Source organism: Pseudochrobactrum algeriensis (assembly GCF_018436245.1).
Lineage (GTDB): Bacteria > Pseudomonadota > Alphaproteobacteria > Rhizobiales > Rhizobiaceae > Pseudochrobactrum > Pseudochrobactrum saccharolyticum.
In genome coordinates this window covers 1,196,641-1,213,767 of record NZ_CP075361.1, presented here as the reverse complement: position 1 = coordinate 1,213,767, position 17,127 = coordinate 1,196,641, and the positions used below count along the sequence as shown (strand labels likewise).

At 51.4% G+C, this 17,127-nt stretch carries 17 protein-coding genes; 1 reads left to right on the top strand and 16 read right to left on the bottom strand.

Annotation, left to right across the window (positions count from 1 at the left end; translation table 11 throughout):
* Positions 1-35: 35 nt before the first annotated feature.
* The 6 genes from KHQ09_RS07680 to KHQ09_RS07655 form a co-directional block, all read right to left on the bottom strand.
* Entirely contained in the window at positions 36-560 is a 525-nt protein-coding gene (locus KHQ09_RS07680) for a MerR family transcriptional regulator (protein WP_022710774.1), read from the bottom strand.
* A 377-nt stretch (positions 561-937) separates the two neighbouring features.
* Complete coding sequence (locus tag KHQ09_RS07675) at positions 938-1,264, bottom strand: integration host factor subunit alpha (RefSeq protein WP_022710773.1); 327 nt, start codon at positions 1,262-1,264, stop codon at positions 938-940.
* A gap of 147 nt (positions 1,265-1,411) precedes the next feature.
* Complete coding sequence (locus tag KHQ09_RS07670; protein WP_213597462.1) at positions 1,412-2,383, bottom strand: beta-ketoacyl-ACP synthase III; 972 nt, start codon at positions 2,381-2,383, stop codon at positions 1,412-1,414.
* Positions 2,384-2,734: 351 nt separating this feature from the next.
* On the bottom strand, positions 2,735-3,811 hold the full coding sequence (plsX, locus tag KHQ09_RS07665; RefSeq protein WP_213597460.1) for a phosphate acyltransferase PlsX: 1,077 nt from the start codon (positions 3,809-3,811) through the stop codon (positions 2,735-2,737).
* Positions 3,812-4,146: 335 nt separating this feature from the next.
* A complete protein-coding gene (locus KHQ09_RS07660) occupies positions 4,147-4,722 on the bottom strand; it encodes a YceD family protein (RefSeq protein ID WP_022710770.1) in 576 nt (191 codons plus the stop codon).
* Between the two features lie 56 nt (positions 4,723-4,778).
* A complete protein-coding gene (locus KHQ09_RS07655) occupies positions 4,779-5,318 on the bottom strand; it encodes a ubiquinol-cytochrome C chaperone family protein (protein WP_213599871.1) in 540 nt (179 codons plus the stop codon).
* Positions 5,319-5,407: 89 nt separating this feature from the next.
* Between KHQ09_RS07655 and KHQ09_RS07650 the strand changes: the two genes are divergently transcribed.
* A complete protein-coding gene (locus KHQ09_RS07650; protein ID WP_075655863.1) occupies positions 5,408-5,920 on the top strand; it encodes an outer membrane protein assembly factor BamE in 513 nt (170 codons plus the stop codon).
* 81 nt (positions 5,921-6,001) lie between these two features.
* Here KHQ09_RS07650 and KHQ09_RS07645 read toward each other — a convergent pair whose 3' ends face one another.
* The 10 genes from KHQ09_RS07645 to KHQ09_RS07600 all read right to left on the bottom strand — a co-directional run bounded on the left by KHQ09_RS07645 (position 6,002) and on the right by KHQ09_RS07600 (position 16,969).
* A complete protein-coding gene (locus KHQ09_RS07645) occupies positions 6,002-8,143 on the bottom strand; it encodes a sodium-translocating pyrophosphatase (protein ID WP_213597458.1) in 2,142 nt (713 codons plus the stop codon).
* A 447-nt stretch (positions 8,144-8,590) separates the two neighbouring features.
* Entirely contained in the window at positions 8,591-9,097 is a 507-nt protein-coding gene (gene nusB / locus KHQ09_RS07640; protein WP_075655648.1) for a transcription antitermination factor NusB, read from the bottom strand.
* Between the two features lies 1 nt (position 9,098).
* On the bottom strand, positions 9,099-9,560 hold the full coding sequence (locus KHQ09_RS07635) for a 6,7-dimethyl-8-ribityllumazine synthase (RefSeq protein WP_028233523.1): 462 nt from the start codon (positions 9,558-9,560) through the stop codon (positions 9,099-9,101).
* A gap of 135 nt (positions 9,561-9,695) precedes the next feature.
* A complete protein-coding gene (locus KHQ09_RS07630; protein WP_139316379.1) occupies positions 9,696-9,911 on the bottom strand; it encodes a hypothetical protein in 216 nt (71 codons plus the stop codon).
* 62 nt (positions 9,912-9,973) lie between these two features.
* A complete protein-coding gene (locus KHQ09_RS07625) occupies positions 9,974-10,582 on the bottom strand; it encodes a riboflavin synthase (protein WP_075655652.1) in 609 nt (202 codons plus the stop codon).
* Positions 10,583-10,608: 26 nt separating this feature from the next.
* Positions 10,609-11,703, bottom strand: a complete 1,095-nt coding sequence (gene ribD / locus KHQ09_RS07620) for a bifunctional diaminohydroxyphosphoribosylaminopyrimidine deaminase/5-amino-6-(5-phosphoribosylamino)uracil reductase RibD (RefSeq protein WP_033315962.1) — start codon at positions 11,701-11,703, stop codon at positions 10,609-10,611.
* A gap of 297 nt (positions 11,704-12,000) precedes the next feature.
* Positions 12,001-12,483 (bottom strand): transcriptional regulator NrdR, encoded by a 483-nt coding sequence (nrdR, locus tag KHQ09_RS07615; protein WP_116088172.1) that lies wholly within the window; start codon positions 12,481-12,483, stop codon positions 12,001-12,003.
* A 213-nt stretch (positions 12,484-12,696) separates the two neighbouring features.
* Positions 12,697-14,004 carry a serine hydroxymethyltransferase gene (glyA, locus tag KHQ09_RS07610; protein ID WP_022710481.1) on the bottom strand — a complete coding sequence of 436 codons (1,308 nt, stop codon included), beginning with the start codon at positions 14,002-14,004 and terminating at the stop codon, positions 12,697-12,699.
* Positions 14,005-14,560: 556 nt separating this feature from the next.
* Positions 14,561-15,868, bottom strand: coding sequence for a L,D-transpeptidase family protein (locus KHQ09_RS07605; RefSeq protein ID WP_075655656.1), 1,308 nt, complete (start codon positions 15,866-15,868; stop codon positions 14,561-14,563).
* 555 nt (positions 15,869-16,423) lie between these two features.
* Complete coding sequence (locus KHQ09_RS07600) at positions 16,424-16,969, bottom strand: hypothetical protein (RefSeq protein WP_213597456.1); 546 nt, start codon at positions 16,967-16,969, stop codon at positions 16,424-16,426.
* Between the last annotated feature and the right edge of the window lie 158 nt (positions 16,970-17,127).

Below are 17,127 nucleotides of genomic sequence, written 5' to 3'. Positions count from 1 at the left end.
ACACCACCCCGTTTTCCTAAAGTCAGAAACTATCTTTAGCGCACCTGATCGAGCAGGCGTTTGCATTCCAGCAAATCGAAAAGCGCTTCCTGCAACAAAGTGCGGTTGTCTTTATTCAGACGCTTGGAATCAGCGCCCATCGGCCCCTCTTCATCACCGCGCAGCAGGCCGAATAATTTACGGCCGCCTGAAGACTGGCGCTGTTCTTCCGGATCATAATCATCAATCGCCGCATCCTGCGCGGCTGTTGCCTGCTTCTGACGCGTTATCGCCTCAACAGCAGCAACATCACCATTGCCGAGCGCAATGATGAATTGTGCATTATTTTCACGCAGCAAACGCTGCACACCTTTGATTGTGTAGCCCTGATCATAGAGCAGATGACGGATGCCCTTGAGCAATTCCACATCCAGCGGACGGTAATAACGGCGTCCGCCGCCGCGTTTCATTGGCTTGATCTGGGTAAAGCGCGTCTCCCAGAAACGCAGCACATGTTGCGGCAAATCCAGATCTTCCGCCACCTCACTGATCGTCTTAAACGCATCAGGACTTTTATTCATGTACTGCCCCTTTCCGGTCGTAAAGGAGTATCACTCAAACGATACACAACTTGAATGAATCACATTTCCTGCAAAAACAAGGCATTCCGCATATAAACTTATAAAAAACAGGCCTATCCCTGACAAAAAAGTCGAGAGTCCGGTTCTGACCGCGGCACTTTGTTCGGCATTTATAATGATTCTTATTATCACTTACCATAATGCAAAAATCGCAGGCTGCATAATGCCTTAAGCGGAAAACCTATCAAGGTTAAAAATCCGTATCACTCACGGCACTGAGACAGGTCCTGATCCGCCCCCCATGCGCAGAAAGTAAAACACCGGCCACATATGCAGCCGGTGCTTCAAAATCGGAAGCCTTTAAACAAGGCAGATAATCAGGCCTTGGCCTTATTACCCTGACGGGCAAGATGCTGATCCAGAATACGCTGTTTCAGCACATTTGATGCTTTGAAGGTCATAACCCGACGCGGCAGAATTGGAACTTCCTCACCGGTTTTCGGATTACGGCCAATGCGCTCATTCTTGTCGCGGACCTGAAATGTTGCAAAAGATGAAAGCTTAACAGTTTCACCATTCACAATGGCATCACAGACTTCGTCAAGAATCATTTCAACAAGCGACGCAGATTCCGTACGTGAAAGCCCTACCTTGCGATAGACAGCTTCAGCCAGATCGGCACGCGTGACAGTCTTACCCCCCATGATGAACCTACTCGGCTAGCGTTAAAGGTGATAATATCTTGTATGTGCAACAGGTTACACAGATGCAACGCCGATGGTCAAGCAGACTTTTGTACCGTATGAAACTTCTTTTCAGTCAATAAGCCATTGAAATGCTGTTTGAGTGCCCTACCAGCGCAGCAAAACCGCACCCCAGGTAAAGCCGCCACCCATTGCTTCGAGCAAAATAAGGTCGCCTTTTTTGATGCGGCCGTCTTTTACTGCGGTCGCCAGAGCCAGCGGCACGGAAGCTGCTGATGTGTTGCCGTGCTGATCGACGGTGATCACAACCTTATGCTCTGCAATGTTCAGCTTCTTGGCCGAGGCATCAATAATGCGCTTATTGGCCTGATGCGGAACGAACCAGTCAATATCCTCAGCGCTCAGGCCGGTGGTTGCAAATGAGGCTTCGATCACATCAGTAATCATGCCCACCGCATGTTTGAAAACTTCACGGCCTTCCATACGCAGATGACCGACTGTCTGGGTTGTTGAAGGGCCGCCATCAACATAGAGTTTTTCTTTATGGGAACCATCAGAGCGCAGGTTGGCTGTCAGCACACCGCGATCAGAAGTCAGACCATTGCCCTCACCGGCTTCGAGAACCAGCGCACCCGCTCCGTCACCAAATAATACGCAGGTAGTACGGTCTTTCCAGTCGAGAAGACGCGAGAAAGTTTCAGCACCGATCACCAGCACGCGCTTGGCCATGCCGCTCTTGATATACATATCAGCCGTTGTCACCGCATAGACGAAACCGCTGCACACAGCCTGCATATCGAAGGCAAAGCCGTGCTTCATGCCCAGCGCATTCTGAATTTCGACAGCACTGGCCGGAAATGTATGATTTGGTGTGGAGGTCGCCAGAATGATGAGATCAATATCATCCGCAGTCAGGCCGGCATTTTCCAGAGCAGCCTGTGCGGCTTTGGTGCCGAGAGATACAGTCGTTTCATTCTCCGCAGCAATATAACGCTGACGGATACCTGTACGCTGAACGATCCATTCGTCAGATGTTTCGACAACCCCTTCCAGCTCGGCGTTTTTTACAACGCGTTCCGGTGTGGCTGCACCAATGCCTTTAACGACGGATCTGATCATCAGTAATTTTCCTGTCTGACATATCGGGCATCTTGTCGGGGATCTGGCGCAAAGCAAGCCATCCGACGACACCGGATACATATATTGATATTGTGCGTGCTCGTCCGGCGAGACACATGTGTGAATTTATCGCCGGATAATTGCAATATAGTGTCAGTCATTACAAATGCCTGAACGGAAAGCAATGACTGACAGAATAAAGCTTATATGGAAATCATATAAGGCGAATTTACGATAGAGCGACTTACCTGCAGATTACATCACAGTACTCGCTCTATCTCCTTGTTTTTGCGCATGTCACTATCGGAAAACCGGCACCCGCCTTTCCGCGACATGCTTGAATATAAAGGATCAGGCCGGTTTTGCAGTTGCGTCTGCTGGATCACCAGCCGCTTCAGCATCATCAGCTTTGTAATGGCTGTAGAATGTGGTCAGATCCGCTTCGATCTTTTGCATAAGACCGTTGCGTACCATGTCATAGCCGACTTCAATCGCCGAGCAGAAGCCGTCAACATTGGCACCGCCATGACTTTTAATGACTACGCCATTGAGACCAAGAAACACCCCGCCATTGACCTTGTTCGGATCCATCTTTTCTTTCAGGCGGTTAAACGCGCCTTTGGCAAAAATATAACCGATCTTCGCCATCCATGTGCGGCTCATCGCACCGCGCAAATAAGCAGAAATCTGCTTGGCTGTGCCTTCGGCGGTTTTCAGCGCGATATTGCCGGAGAAACCTTCCGTCACAACAACATCCACGGTGCCTTTGCCGATATCATCGCCCTCGACAAAACCGTTATATTCAAAACCCGGCAGCGGTGTTGCCTTCAAAGCAGCGCCCGCTTCCTTGATTGCATCCAGACCTTTGACTTCCTCAACACCAACATTGAGCAGGCCGACAGTCGGACGCTTAATTTCAAACAGCGCACGTGCCATACCGGCACCCATCACCGAATAATCAATCAGCTGACGGGCATCCGCACCAATACTCGCGCCTACATCCAGCACAATGCTTTCACCGCGCGTGGTCGGCCAGATCGCCGCAATCGCCGGACGTTCAATATTGGCCATCATACGCAGGCAGAATTTTGCCATTGCCATCAGCGCACCTGTATTGCCTGCAGATACGCAAACATCGGCTTCGCCGTTTTTCACTGCTTCAATCGCCTGCCACATCGTGGATTTGCCGCGGCCATTGCGTAAAGCCTGACTAGGCTTATCGTCCATCTGCACCGCGGTTTCGCTGATATGCAGCACCGATACAGCTTTCAGTTTAGGAAATTTATCCAGAAAAGGTTCGACCTGGCCTGCTAAGCCATAAAAAACAAACCGGATGTCGGGATGACGCTCCAGTGCATTCGCCGCAGCGGGGATAACCACTTCAGGGCCAAAATCGCCCCCCATAGCGTCAATAGAAATTGTGACCACTTGATCGTCCTATACCGGTCCTCACAAAACCACACGGGTTTGCCATAAAGGCTGCCTGTCCGGCATGATTTAAATGTATATTCCGCGTCCGCAAAGCAAACGAGAATATCTTCGTCTTCTTCATCTGCGAAATTGCAGCCCTATACAGCACTGCAACCCGCCCTGAATTTTGCAAAATAACTTTTTTGCCTGCGCGCACAACTTATTTTTAATTTTGGCACGCAGACAACATTCCGCGAAACGGCAGCTCCCACAGCATGTTTTTGAATATAAAGCACTTTACAGGCTTTGACTATTCAAATCACGCGGGGCATCCGCCGTTTGAAAACAGAATCTCAGTTTTTGTCACGCAGCTTGGCCAGACCGGCAAAAGGCGAATCCGGCTTGATGTCACTTGTGTCTTCATCTTCGTCATCTTCGATGATTTCGACATAATCCGCCTCGGCTTTACGCGGATAAGGATCAAGCGCCAGTTCAAAGAATTCCTCAGCCACCGCGCCGATATCAATGCGGTCACCTTCAAAGGTTTCCGGCATATCCGGCCCTTCGGCATCAATCAGCATTTCACCGCTTTCATCCAGACGGATGCGTGCAAGGCGGGAGTTTTCCGGCACGAAAACCGTATCCACTTCTTCACTGATCGTCGCATTGATCGGCTCGAGCGTCGCAACGCAAGCCTGCACGATCTGCGCTTCAATATGACCGCGCAGTTTAATGCCGTCTTTTTTCCATCGCGTGATCAGAAAATCTGCCGTGAATGAATCAACCGACAGCAATTCATGATTGGCAGCCAGAAGAGCACGCTCTTTCTCATTGGCTTCGATCTTAACGGTCATGCCCTTAGGCGGCACATGCGCCACCGGCACCGGATGGCTTAAGCCCGCATTGCCCGACCCGTTATGTTTAGTCATGATAAGTCCATTTCGTTTCAACACCGGTGCAATACCGGCATTTGTATTTGTATTATTTATGCAAAGCTGAAGCTTGCTTCAAGGAAGCTGCTGTCCGGCTGCTCACGTAAATGCGCATAAACCTGCATCACATAAGCGGCCATTGCCTCACTATGCTCCCATTCTTTACCGGCCTCGGTCAGATCAGGACGCACATTACGGCCGAGAGCGACGGCCAATGCCGCGCTGTCATTCTTGTCGATTGCCTCAGCATAGCTCAGTACACGGCCATAATACATGCGCGCCAGTTTTTTCATGCGCTTCGGCACGCCCTGATCGCCGATACCAAGTTCGCGCAGGGAATGGTCGACATCTTTGAAGAACTCTTCGGCAATGTCTTGCGTCAGTTCTTTCAGCGCGGAATTTTCAGATTTCAGCCGGTGCATCAGCAAAAACACATGTAAAGACAGCATTTCATAGCGGCCGATCGGCGTATCGGGCACAAGAAACTCCGCGTAAAAGCGTTTTTGTCGTGCTGCCGCCACGATTTTCTCATAAGCAGACAGTGTAATTGCTTCATTTACTCGGGATTTGCGTCTTAATAAATTAAGAATCATCATTTAACGCCCATGCTTTTGTTGCATCCGGATGCAAGGTGGTTTACCCAAGTTCATCTGGATACGGAAGTACCGTTGGGATAATGGTTATGGAGATGTCGTCGTTGCAGCGTATTTTCGCACAAAACCGCAGCAGAAGCTTGCTCATTACAGGCGCAGCCGTGCTTTTTTCGCTCGGGCTTGCCGGTTGCAATACCGCAAGCACGCTCAATCCTTCAGAAACTTTGACTGAAGGTTACGTCCTTGATGAACAGGCACTTGATTCTGTTCCTGTCGGTTCCAGCCGTGAGCAGGTTCTGCTGACGCTCGGCACCCCGTCAACAACTGCTACATTTGATAATGAAGTCTTCTACTATATTTCGCAGAAGCGTTATCGTGTTGCGCAGTTCATGGCGCCTAAAATCATCGACCGCCGCATTCTTGCTGTTTACTTCAACAAGGATGGTAAAGTCTCTCAGATCGCCCATTATGGTCTGCAGGATGGTAAAGTCTTCGACTTCATCTCCCGCACAACACCAACCGGCGGTAAAGATCAGAGCTTTATCGGTCAGCTTATTCAGGGCGTTGGCAAAATGCCGACCTCCCTGCCGGGTACGATCTAAACTATTTCTGCATGATTGCAGTGATGAGCACAAAAACGCCGGTGAGATATTCTCACCGGCGTTTTTCTTTACCTGCACGCTTTACTGATGCGCCAGTACTGCAAGCAGCAGCAATGCCACAATATTGGTGATCTTGATTGCCGGATTGACCGCCGGCCCTGCCGTATCCTTATAAGGATCGCCGACAGTGTCACCGGTAACCGAAGCCTTATGCGCTTCCGAGCCCTTCATATGCTTCACACCATCGGCATCAGTGAAGCCATCTTCAAAGCTCTTCTTGGCATTATCCCATGCGCCGCCGCCGGAAGTCATGGAAATTGCCACGAACAATCCGTTGACGATCACGCCGAGCAGAGAAGCACCGAGCGCCGCAAAAGCAGAAGCCTTGGAGCCGGAAATCAGCAACACGCCGAAATAAACCACCAATGGCGCCAGTACCGGCAGCAATGACGGGATAATCATCTCGCGGATCGCAGCTTTGGTGAGAATATCCACCGCACGGGCATAATCCGGCCGTTCCGTACCGCTCATGATTCCCGGCTTTTCCCGGAACTGACGGCGCACTTCCTGCACCACCGATCCCGCTGCACGACCGACTGCCGTCATAGCGATACCGCCAAACAGATAGGGAATCAGACCGCCGAAGATCAGTCCTGCAACCACATAAGGGTTGGAGAGATCAAAAGAGACTGGCCCCATATCACTGAAATACGGATAGTTCTGACTGTTTGCTGCAAAGAATGCCAAATCATTGGAATAAGCTGCAAACAACACCAAGGCACCAAGACCGGCTGAGCCAATCGCATAGCCTTTGGTTACCGCCTTGGTCGTATTGCCTACCGCATCCAGCGCATCTGTTGCCTTGCGCACTTCCGGATCAAGCCCCGCCATTTCCGCAATACCACCGGCATTGTCAGTGACAGGGCCAAAGGCATCAAGCGCTACAATCATACCGGCAATGCCGAGCATCGCTGTCACTGCAATCGCTGTGCCGAACAATCCGGCCAGCTGATAGGTGGTAATGATACCGAATACGATAACAATCGCAGGCAGTGCCGTTGATTCCAGCGATACAGCCAGCCCCTGAATGACATTGGTGCCATGTCCGCTGACAGAGGCCTGCGCAATCGAATTAACCGGACGCTTATTTGTGCCGGTATAATACTCCGTAATCACCACGATCAGACCGGTGACAATCAGACCAATCAGCCCGCAAATGAACAGGTTTGTACCGGTGATGGAAATACCGGCAACAGTACCGACCTCTCCCCAGCCGATAGTCAGCGTGGTTGCTACTGCAAGCCCCACCACAGACAGCAGACCGGTTGCAATCAGCCCCTTATACAAAGCCCCCATAATGGAGTTATCTGTGCCGAGCCGCACAAAGAATGTACCGGCAACGGATGTGAGAATGCAAAGCCCGCAAATAGCCAGCGGATAGAGAATGATTACTGGCAGCAATGGCGTACCGGCAAAGAAGATTGCCGCCAGCACCATGGTTGCCACCACGGTTACCGCATAGGTCTCAAACAAATCCGCAGCCATACCGGCGCAGTCGCCGACATTATCGCCGACATTATCGGCAATGGTTGCCGGATTGCGCGGATCATCTTCAGGAATACCGGCTTCAACCTTGCCGACCAGATCGCCACCGACATCGGCACCTTTGGTGAAAATACCGCCACCGAGACGGGCAAAGATGGAAATCAGCGAAGCACCGAAGCCAAGCGCCACCAGTGCATCAATCACCACACGGTCACCGGAAGCATAGCCCATCATCGCCGTGAGCCATGTGTAATAACCGGCAACGCCAAGCAGCGCCAAACCTGCCACCAGCATGCCTGTGACTGCACCGGCACGGAAGGCAATCTCCAGTCCGCCTGCCAGACTCATCGAAGCCGCCTGCGCTGTGCGCACATTGGCGCGCACGGAGACATGCATACCGATAAAACCGGCCACGCCGGACAAAACCGCCCCGATCAGAAAGCCGAAAGCTGCATAGGCGCCCAGCAACCACCATGTAATGAGAAAGACCACCGCACCAACGAAAAAGATCGTCATATATTGGCGTGCAAGATAGGCTTGTGCACCCTCGCGGACTGCTCCTGCAATTTCCTGCATCCGCGCATTACCCGCATCCGATGCCAGCACCGAGCGGATTGCCCAGCCTGCATAGACCAGTGCGAGAATGCCACAAATAAGAATGAGTATGAGAACTGCCATGCGTATTCCCCTTATTCTTCGGCCTTTATAATTCCGGCATGAGAACCGGATTATCTCCCGATAACGGAGGACGGCATGGAGCAAGGTACAGCAGTCATTTAAAGCGCGAAGTGCGCTTCTGAAAATGCTCACAGTCTGTTCAGACAGAAACAGAGGGCAGTTATTTCAGTTCAGAGTCCGGCATTTTGATTTACCCCATAATCCTGCCCTGAAATCTCTCAGTCTTCAGGATTATGTTTCGTTCAGCATCTGTCTGATCAGCATGCTTCAGGCTTGTCTTCCGGTATTCTGTGCGCAGGATGCGAAAGGCTGTAACAAAGGTCAAGTGCCTGTTTTAAAAACGGTAACAGCGCAGGTACCGGCAATATAAAAAAGCCGGCACAATATTGTACCGGCTCTGATGGCTTTAAAATGCATCGCAAAGGCAATCACCTCTGCCAAACACCGTCAGCGCGGCGTTTTTCTGGTTCCGCGGCTCTCGCCACGAATTTCGAATGCCAGACGATCCAGCACAGCATTGACGAGTTTCGGCTCGTCTTCTTCGTAAAAAGCCTTGGCAATATCTACATATTCCGAGACGATAACGGCTGTCGGCACTTCTTTTTTAGTGCGCAATTCCCAGATACCCGCACGCAAAATCGCACGCAGGGTCGAATCAAGGCGCGACAGCGGCCAATCTTCGGTCAACGACTGACGGATCATCGGATCCAGCACGCGCTGGTCAGCAACCACACCGGCAATAATGGCGCGGAACCATTGCGGGTCAGCTTCCAGATACTGATCGCCGTCAATATCTTTGCCGAGGCGGAAATTTTCATATTCAGCAGCAATGTCCAGCACGCCGGTGCCGGTGACTTCCATCTGATACAGTGCCTGAACGGCAGCAAGGCGTGCAACGCCTCGCTTATTGGCGGTGCGCGGCGCATTCTGCGGCGTCGCATGAGGGGCGGTCATATCAGACTCCAAATTTTTTCTGTAAATCAATCATCGTCAGGGCAGCGCGCGCTGCAAAACCGCCCTTATCTTTTTCACTGCGTTTGGCGCGGGCCCAGGCCTGCTCTTCATTTTCAACAGTGAGAATGCCATTACCGATCGCAATGCTTTCCGCCACAGACAGGTCTGTCAATGCGCGGGAGGATTCATTGGCAACGATTTCAAAATGATAGGTCTCGCCGCGAATGACGGTGCCAAGCGCAACATAACCATCATATTCTGTACCGCCTCCGGCCTCAGCATCAAGAGCGAAAGAGATAGCCGCAGGAACTTCAAGAGCGCCCATGACCGTCACAATATCATAAGTCGCACCGGCTTCATCCAGCGCCGCTTTGGCACCATCCAGAAGCGCGTCAGAAAGCGCATCGTAAAAACGGGCTTCAACAATCAGAATATGCGGCGGATAGGCCAGATTTCCGGTCATCTCATTCTCCATAATCAGCTGCCTTTAAAGCAATTGAATCCACGACTACCAGAGCGGTTTATCTGAAACTGCCACAGGTCAAGAACACTGTATCCTCTCCCGCAGGCACAGGCTGCTTACGGGAACGTATATAAATCATATTCTATAGAAACCTGCGGCACTTACAATGTAAGCAGCCATACATTTTTCAATATGCTTTTTGCCCGCAACAACAGCGAGACCCTGCTGCGACAGATCAATCTGCACAACTGAGTTAAAGCAACGCCTGAACGGTAATGATTGCTGCTCTACAGCATTGCGGCTGAAAAGTAATCCCTGTTTGCAGCTTTTCAGTGATTTTGTCGCACGCATAAAACAAAGATGCCGCTTATCTGCATAAGCGGCATCCCGTCCGGTTGTCATAAAAAAGGAGTTTATGCCTTAAACTGCGCAAGGCGGGCTGCATAACGCGCCAGCTGGTCGATCTCGATATTGATCTTGTCGCCGACCTGACGTGTGCCCCATGTGGTTACTTCCAGCGAATGACGGATCAGCAGCACATCAAATTCATTGCCGTTGACGCCATTGACTGTCAGCGATGTGCCGTCCAGTGCCACGGAGCCCTTCTGCGCAATGAAAGGCGCCAGATTTTCCGGCGCACGGATGGTAAAGCGCACTGCCTCACCTTCCTGCTGAATATTGATAATTTCCGCCATAGCATCGACATGGCCGGATACAAGATGACCGCCCATTTCATCGCCAAGCTTCAGCGAACGCTCCAGATTGATTTTGCGTCCGGCTTTCCATTCGCTGATCGTGGTCAGACGCAGGGCTTCTTCCCATGCTTCCACTTCAAACCAGCAGGCATTGCTTTCAATATCCGGCAGGCGGGTAACAGTCAGACACACACCCGAACAGGCAATAGATGCACCGATCTCAATGGTTTTCGGGTCATAATGCGTATCAATACGCAGTCTTACACCTTCATCCATCGGGCTGATTTCAGCAACTTCACCGATATCTGTAACAATGCCTGTAAACATAAGAAATCCTTCTCATTCCCTGCTTATCAAAAACCTGCTTTGCGCTTGTATTCACTCAAAACATCTGACGCAAAATGGCTTTCGCCGGTTTTGACAAAATCCGCATCAATGAAAGCCTGCAAACCCTCAACCGCCAGCGCCTGACCATCTCCGTTGGAAAGGATCGGGTTCGGGCCGTCAAAAATCATCAGCTTATCAACCAGTCCCTGTGCCAGAAAAGCCTGCGCAACAACTGCACCGCCTTCAACCATGACTGTAGCAATGCCCTGCGCTGCAAGATCATCCAGCAGTTCCGGCAGAGCGATTTTTTCATCCTCGCATTCCGTTGCCAGAATACGGCAGCCGGCTTCAATCAGCTGCTGGCGTTTTGCCGGATCAGCATTATTGCTGGCAGCAATCCACAAAGGCACCTGACGCGCGGAACGCACCAGTTTGGATGTGAGCGGAATACGCAACTCGCTGTCGAGAATAACGCGGATCGGCGAACGATCCTGCAGACCCGGCAAACGGGTATTCAACACCGGATCATCCGCAATAACCGTTCCGACACCGATCATAATCGCATCGGTCTGGGCGCGGCGCATATGCACCTGCGCAATACTGACCGCGCCGGTAATGGCAATCTGCCCACGTCCGACGCAACCGACATAGCCGTCAACCGACAGTGCCAGCTTCAGCATCACTTCCGGACGCTTGCGGAAAGAGCGTGACAGATAGCCTGCGAGCTCATCATCGCCCTGCTCACGGCAGACATCGGTGACAACTTCCAGCCCTGCATCGCGCAAAATCTGGTATCCACGACCTGCAACACGCGGATCAGGATCGCTGCTCGAAGCAACCACACGCTTGATGCCTGCAGTGACCAGTGCAGAAGCGCAAGGCGGTGTATGGCCGTGATGAGCGCAAGGCTCCAGCGTGACATAGGCGGTTGCGCCCTTTGCCAGTTCTCCGGCCTCAGCCAGTGCCTGTGTTTCGGCATGCGGACGGCCGCCTTCAGCCGTCACACCGCGACCAACAATCACCGGCCCGTGGCCGTTATCCGCTACAATCAGCGTCGCCACAGAAGGATTGGTTCCCGTAATACCAAGATGGCGGCGTGAATAGCGGATTGCAGCCGCCATAAAGCGCTTATCAAGCTCCGATGCACTTCCCTCGCCAGAATGGGTCTGACGGGCTGTCGCGTTCTGAGGTTCATTCATATGCCAAATTCCAGTACGGAGTGTTTTGTACCGCCTGCCTGTAAGCCAAACAGATTCAAAACCTATTTACTTTAACACGCATCTGACCCGAAACAATTTTCAGTTGCCAATATGCATTCAGTTCACAAGAGGCATCAGGTTCAACGAACATCCATGCCTCAAATTCTTATTCAAAAGCAGAAATCTGCCAACAGACAGAGTGTATTACGCACTCTGACCTTACTCTTCATTATCTGCCGATGCAGCATTTTCCGGATGGCCAAGCTCATCAATGACATTGTGGAAGTCTTTGGCAACACTGAAATTGCGATAAACAGAAGCGAAACGGATATAGGCAATGTCGTCCACGCCCTTCAGTGCTTCCATCGCCAGACGACCGATCTCTTCCGACGGAATTTCAACCTCGCCGGAACTTTCCAGCTGGCGCACAATGCCCGAAACAGCGCGTTCCACGCGGTCACTGTCCACCTCGCGCTTGCGCAGCGCAACCTGCACTGAGTGCATCAGCTTATCGCGGTCGAACGGCACACGGCGGCCGCTTTTCTTGACCACCATCAGTTCGCGCAATTGTACGCGCTCAAATGTTGTGAACCTGCCGCCACATACAGAACAGACGCGACGTCTGCGGATGACCGAACCGTCTTCCGCCGGACGGGAATCTTTGACCTGCGTATCTTCAGACTGACAAAACGGACAGCGCATGGCTCAACTCTCAACTTGTTACCGCACCTTGCAGCACGGCAGCCATTCCAGCCTGACAGGTTGTAAACGACTATAATTCACTCAGATTGAAATTATCTAAAGCAGATAGGCTGCTTTGTCATCAGCTATGTCCGGCAAGCTGCACAGACAAAAACGCCGCGTAACACTTATGTGATACGCGGCGCCTGAAATTACAACATAGTCACAACCGGCTTAGCCCAGATAGCCATACATCGGGAAGCCTTCGGTCAGCTCCACAACTTTTTTCTGAACAGCCTGTTCAACAGCTGCATTGCCTTCATCAGAATTGGCAGCTTTAAGACCGTCGAGCACTTCAGTGATCATATCACCGATCTGTTCGAATTCCTTGATACCGAAGCCGCGGGTTGTACCGGCCGGCGTGCCGAGACGGATACCGGAAGTCACAAAAGGCTTCTCAGGATCAAACGGAATACCGTTTTTGTTGGTGGTGATATTGGCACGGCCTAACGCTGCTTCAGCGCGCTTGCCGGTAGCATTTTTCGGACGCAGGTCAACCAGCATCAGATGGTTGTCAGTGCCGCCGGAAACGATATCAAGACCGTTTTTCTTCAGGTTCTCTGCCAGAGCCTTGGCATTTGCCACAACATTCTGCGCATAAAGCTTGAATTCAGGCTGCAGCGCTTCTGCCAGTGCAACCGCTTTACCGGCGATCACATGCATCAGCGGGCCGCCCTGAAGACCCGGGAATACAGCCGAGTTGAATTTCTTGGCCAGATCACCGTCATTGGTCATGATCATACCACCGCGCGGGCCGCGCAGGGATTTGTGGGTGGTGGTGGTGCAGACATGGGCATGCGGCACAGGCGACGGATGCACACCGGCAGCAACCAGACCGGCAATATGCGCCATATCAACCATCAGATATGCACCGACTTCATCGGCGATCTCACGGAAACGCTTCCAGTCCCAGATGCGGGAATAGGCAGTACCACCAGCCAAAATCAGCTTAGGCTTATGTTCGCGGGCAAGACGTGCCACTTCATCCATATCCAGCAGGTGATCATCTTCACGCACACCATAGGATACGACATTGAACCATTTACCGGACATATTGACCGGAGAACCGTGGGTCAGGTGACCACCGGAATTCAGGTCCAGACCCATGAATGTATCGCCCGGCTGCAACAGCGCGAGGAATACAGCCTGATTCATCTGGCTGCCGGAATTTGGCTGCACGTTGACGAATTCTGCGCCGAACAGTTTCTTCGCACGTTCAATCGCCAGTTCTTCAACGATATCAACATACTGGCAGCCGCCATAATAGCGCTTACCCGGATAACCTTCGGCATATTTATTGGTGAGGATTGAACCCTGAGCTTCAAGCACTGCGCGGGAAACGATATTTTCCGATGCAATCAGCTCGATTTCGTGACGCTGACGGCCAAGCTCCTTACGGATTGCGCCGAAAATTTCAGCATCCGCTTCCTCAAGACCCTTATTAAAGAATGCTTCGAGAGAAGCACTGTTCGCCTGCGACATATCCTATTCCCTTCCGGTTCCCGGTCAATTTCCCAGTCAAAAGTCAATCAGACACCATTCCCGCCGCCTGTATGCGACGATCATGGAATTCTTCGCTATTTTTTGACGCGTATCTTATCCGAAAACCGGTTCCCGCTTTTCGGGATACGCTCAATGTCTGTCCGCATATCAAAATGCGAAACAAAAAGCACGTAAATTCAATGCTGTTTAAGGGTTGAAGCTGCTCCGGCAGTAAACGATTTATCGGAGCCGCTCTAACTCTTTTTTACGCATTATCCTACGCAAAACCGCTTCGCACTTTTGCTGGAAATGCTCTAACCCATTCCTATGTCGGGTGGCAATATCACACTTGTAACACCTGCTCCATGGCCAGCAGGCGATATGCCATGACGTAAAACGGCTAAAGTCCCATTTATATCGTTTAAATACAAAAAAGCCGCCCGAAGGCGGCTTTAAATTCAGACGATTATTAACAGACCATGCTTCTGCTTAGCCATCCGGCTGGTGCATTTTTTGCAACTGCACCAGCATTATTGCGACCTCAGGCTGTGCAAGATCAGATCGCGGTACCGATTGCCAGTTCCGAAGCGCCGTCCATCTTGTAAATATCATCGCGGAACTGCGGAATACCGTCACCGGTAGACCATGCGGAAATATAGACAAAATACAGCGCCACAGGGTCAGCCACCTGAATCGGATTATTCTGACCGCTTTTAATTGTGTCTTCGATAGTCTGACGATCCCAGCCGCCAGTATTTTTCAGCAGCCACACATCCAGATCGCGGATATTCTGCACGCGGATACAGCCTGACGAGTCGAAACGCATCAGATTGTTGAAAGTGCCCTTCTGCGGTGTGTCATGCATATAAACAGCATGGCTGTTATGGAAATTGATCTTTGTCGAAGCCATGGCATTGATCTTGCCCGGATCCTGACGGAACATCAGCTTCACTGCATCTTCCGTGTTCCAGTCAACGGTTTCCGGCGGAACCTCCTGCCCCTGACCATCGTAAAGGCGGATCTTGTTCTTGGTCAGATATTGCGGATCTTTACGCATCAAAGGAATGATATCCTTGCGGATGATCGACTTTGGTGCTGTCCAGTATGGATTGAGGATCACTTCATGAATTTTTGAAGTCAGGATCGGTGTCTGGCGATCGATCTTACCGACAACGGCGGTATGGCGCTGCACTACGCGGCCATTTTCAATCGCCTCGATCTGTGCTGCCGGAATATTGACCATGACAAAGCGTGTCTGATCAACATTGGCCAGCGAGCCAAGACGCTGCAGATTGGTGTTCAGCTGACCAAGACGGACATCGGCACTGACATTGAGCGCCTTATAGGTCACATCGCCCATCACGCCGTCAGCAGGCAGACCGTGGCGCGCCTGAAAGCGCTTCACGGCAGCATCCACATAAGTATCAAAAGAATTGGAAGCACCGATGCCCTGAGGCAGATCGCCGGAGATCATCAGGCGCTGGCGCAGGATCGGCACAACCTGACTTTTCATGCCCAGACGCAGGCGTTCATTGCCCGGCACAACCGGCCAGCCGCCATTGGCGACAATATTATTATACTGATTGATCGCTTCGCTGATATAATTCAGCGTCTGCGGGCTCATAATCGGCTGATTGGTGGCGATAGCTTTGGCACCGCCGGTGCCGCGCGCATCGAATGTATCGTTCCAGTTACCGCGACGGCCGGATGACAGCACATCATTCAGGCCGACAGCCTGAGCAAGTGCCGCAGAAGAAACTGCCGGCACCGACAAAGCAGCCAGTCCCAGACCGGCAGCGCCCCGCAAAAACAAACGGCGGTCAAGCGCCTTGGTTGTTTTGCTGTCTTTTACATTATGCTTCATTCTTTGATCCTCAATCCGCCGTAACAGGACGTGGCACACCGGAAGCTTACCGCATGACACAGGCATATCAGCAGAAAAGCTCTAAGCGCTCTGCGCTCCAGAACATTCCCAATCTAAAACTAAGTATTGGAGATGCTCTGTCGCTTTATTAAGCTCTATACGCGCATCTTATCCGAAAACCGGTTCCCACTTTTCGGGATGCGCTCAACTTTAACTCTGAAACTAAAACAAACCCGAATAGCAGTATAACTGACTGAACACGCATCAGTTGCCTAAACACAAAACATCCTGCCGGACTTTACCGCTATAATCAGTTTTGTGGCTTAAACATGTCTGCGGGTATTCCGGCAAGTCATTACATTCATCACAAACTGAAAATTATTATTGCAGATAAGCTTAATAAGTGAATGTGGCCATTTCGCAACGATCAGAACTGTCCGGCCTAGAGCGTGTCGCGTTTAATCAAATTCATAGTGCTCGCTCTAGATTCTTTTAATTGCCGCATGTCTGCGAATGCTAAATGAATCCATTTGAGCCAGACATGCTTTAGCAGCATTACTGCTCAGCAGGTCTGCCATGCATGTGGCTGAATTTTTGCAGGCGTCGCAAAGAGTTATGCATAGAGGCCAGACGCGCGGCATCGGGCACTTCCCTGCCCGATGTCTCCAGAAACACAAAAGTATAGAGCTCATAGAGGCCGTCTGCCACTGCCTGCCCTTTTTCAGTAAGCGCAAGAACCGCCAAATCTGCTCCGCCCGCCGCAGTCTCATCCGCACCGGAGGTCACATAGCCTTGCGCAAACAGACTTGCCAGCATCACCACCGATTGTGATGTGACGGGCTCAACCATCCGATAAAGCTGGACAGTATCACGCAGACCAAGACTGATACAAAACAGCATCAGTGCCTGCTCGGCATTCAGCGGATAATCCTGACGGCCGGAAAAGGCATCGTCAAAAAATGCCAGAACCCGCTTATAATGCCGGTTCAGCTGCCGCTCGACTTCCAGACACAGAACCTGCAAGCCTGTTCCTTCACCGGAACGGGAACCTGCATGCCCCATACCGGATAATGATGTCTGAAACGGCTCTTGCGTTTGCATGCAGCTTGTCTCCGCTTTTCCAAAGCACAAGATCAGCCCATCGCCTCCGAATGCGGAGCGCGCAGAAAACTGAAATTTGCCTGAGGAGACTTTAAGAAACAGCGGTGAACTTCGGCTTAAGCCACAGGGCTAACAAGTGGTTAACAACCGGCTCTCTC

What these genes read in the sequence shown, in the direction of transcription:
- KHQ09_RS07680 (WP_022710774.1), bottom strand. Translation starts at nt 560, where the DNA reads ATGAATAAAAGTCCTGATGCGTTTAAGACGATCAGTGAGGTGGCGGAA.
- KHQ09_RS07675 (WP_022710773.1), bottom strand. Translation starts at nt 1,264, where the DNA reads ATGGGGGGTAAGACTGTCACGCGTGCCGATCTGGCTGAAGCTGTCTAT.
- KHQ09_RS07670 (WP_213597462.1), bottom strand. Translation starts at nt 2,383, where the DNA reads ATGATCAGATCCGTCGTTAAAGGCATTGGTGCAGCCACACCGGAACGC.
- KHQ09_RS07660 (WP_022710770.1), bottom strand. Translation starts at nt 4,722, where the DNA reads ATGACTAAACATAACGGGTCGGGCAATGCGGGCTTAAGCCATCCGGTG.
- KHQ09_RS07655 (WP_213599871.1), bottom strand. Translation starts at nt 5,318, where the DNA reads ATGATTCTTAATTTATTAAGACGCAAATCCCGAGTAAATGAAGCAATT.
- KHQ09_RS07650 (WP_075655863.1), top strand. Translation starts at nt 5,408, where the DNA reads ATGGAGATGTCGTCGTTGCAGCGTATTTTCGCACAAAACCGCAGCAGA.
- KHQ09_RS07645 (WP_213597458.1), bottom strand. Translation starts at nt 8,143, where the DNA reads ATGGCAGTTCTCATACTCATTCTTATTTGTGGCATTCTCGCACTGGTC.
- nusB (WP_075655648.1), bottom strand. Translation starts at nt 9,097, where the DNA reads ATGACCGCCCCTCATGCGACGCCGCAGAATGCGCCGCGCACCGCCAAT.
- KHQ09_RS07635 (WP_028233523.1), bottom strand. Translation starts at nt 9,560, where the DNA reads ATGACCGGAAATCTGGCCTATCCGCCGCATATTCTGATTGTTGAAGCC.
- KHQ09_RS07630 (WP_139316379.1), bottom strand. Translation starts at nt 9,911, where the DNA reads ATGCGTGCGACAAAATCACTGAAAAGCTGCAAACAGGGATTACTTTTC.
- KHQ09_RS07625 (WP_075655652.1), bottom strand. Translation starts at nt 10,582, where the DNA reads ATGTTTACAGGCATTGTTACAGATATCGGTGAAGTTGCTGAAATCAGC.
- ribD (WP_033315962.1), bottom strand. Translation starts at nt 11,703, where the DNA reads ATGGCGGCTGCAATCCGCTATTCACGCCGCCATCTTGGTATTACGGGA.
- nrdR (WP_116088172.1), bottom strand. Translation starts at nt 12,483, where the DNA reads ATGCGCTGTCCGTTTTGTCAGTCTGAAGATACGCAGGTCAAAGATTCC.
- glyA (WP_022710481.1), bottom strand. Translation starts at nt 14,004, where the DNA reads ATGTCGCAGGCGAACAGTGCTTCTCTCGAAGCATTCTTTAATAAGGGT.
- KHQ09_RS07605 (WP_075655656.1), bottom strand. Translation starts at nt 15,868, where the DNA reads ATGAAGCATAATGTAAAAGACAGCAAAACAACCAAGGCGCTTGACCGC.
- KHQ09_RS07600 (WP_213597456.1), bottom strand. Translation starts at nt 16,969, where the DNA reads ATGCAAACGCAAGAGCCGTTTCAGACATCATTATCCGGTATGGGGCAT.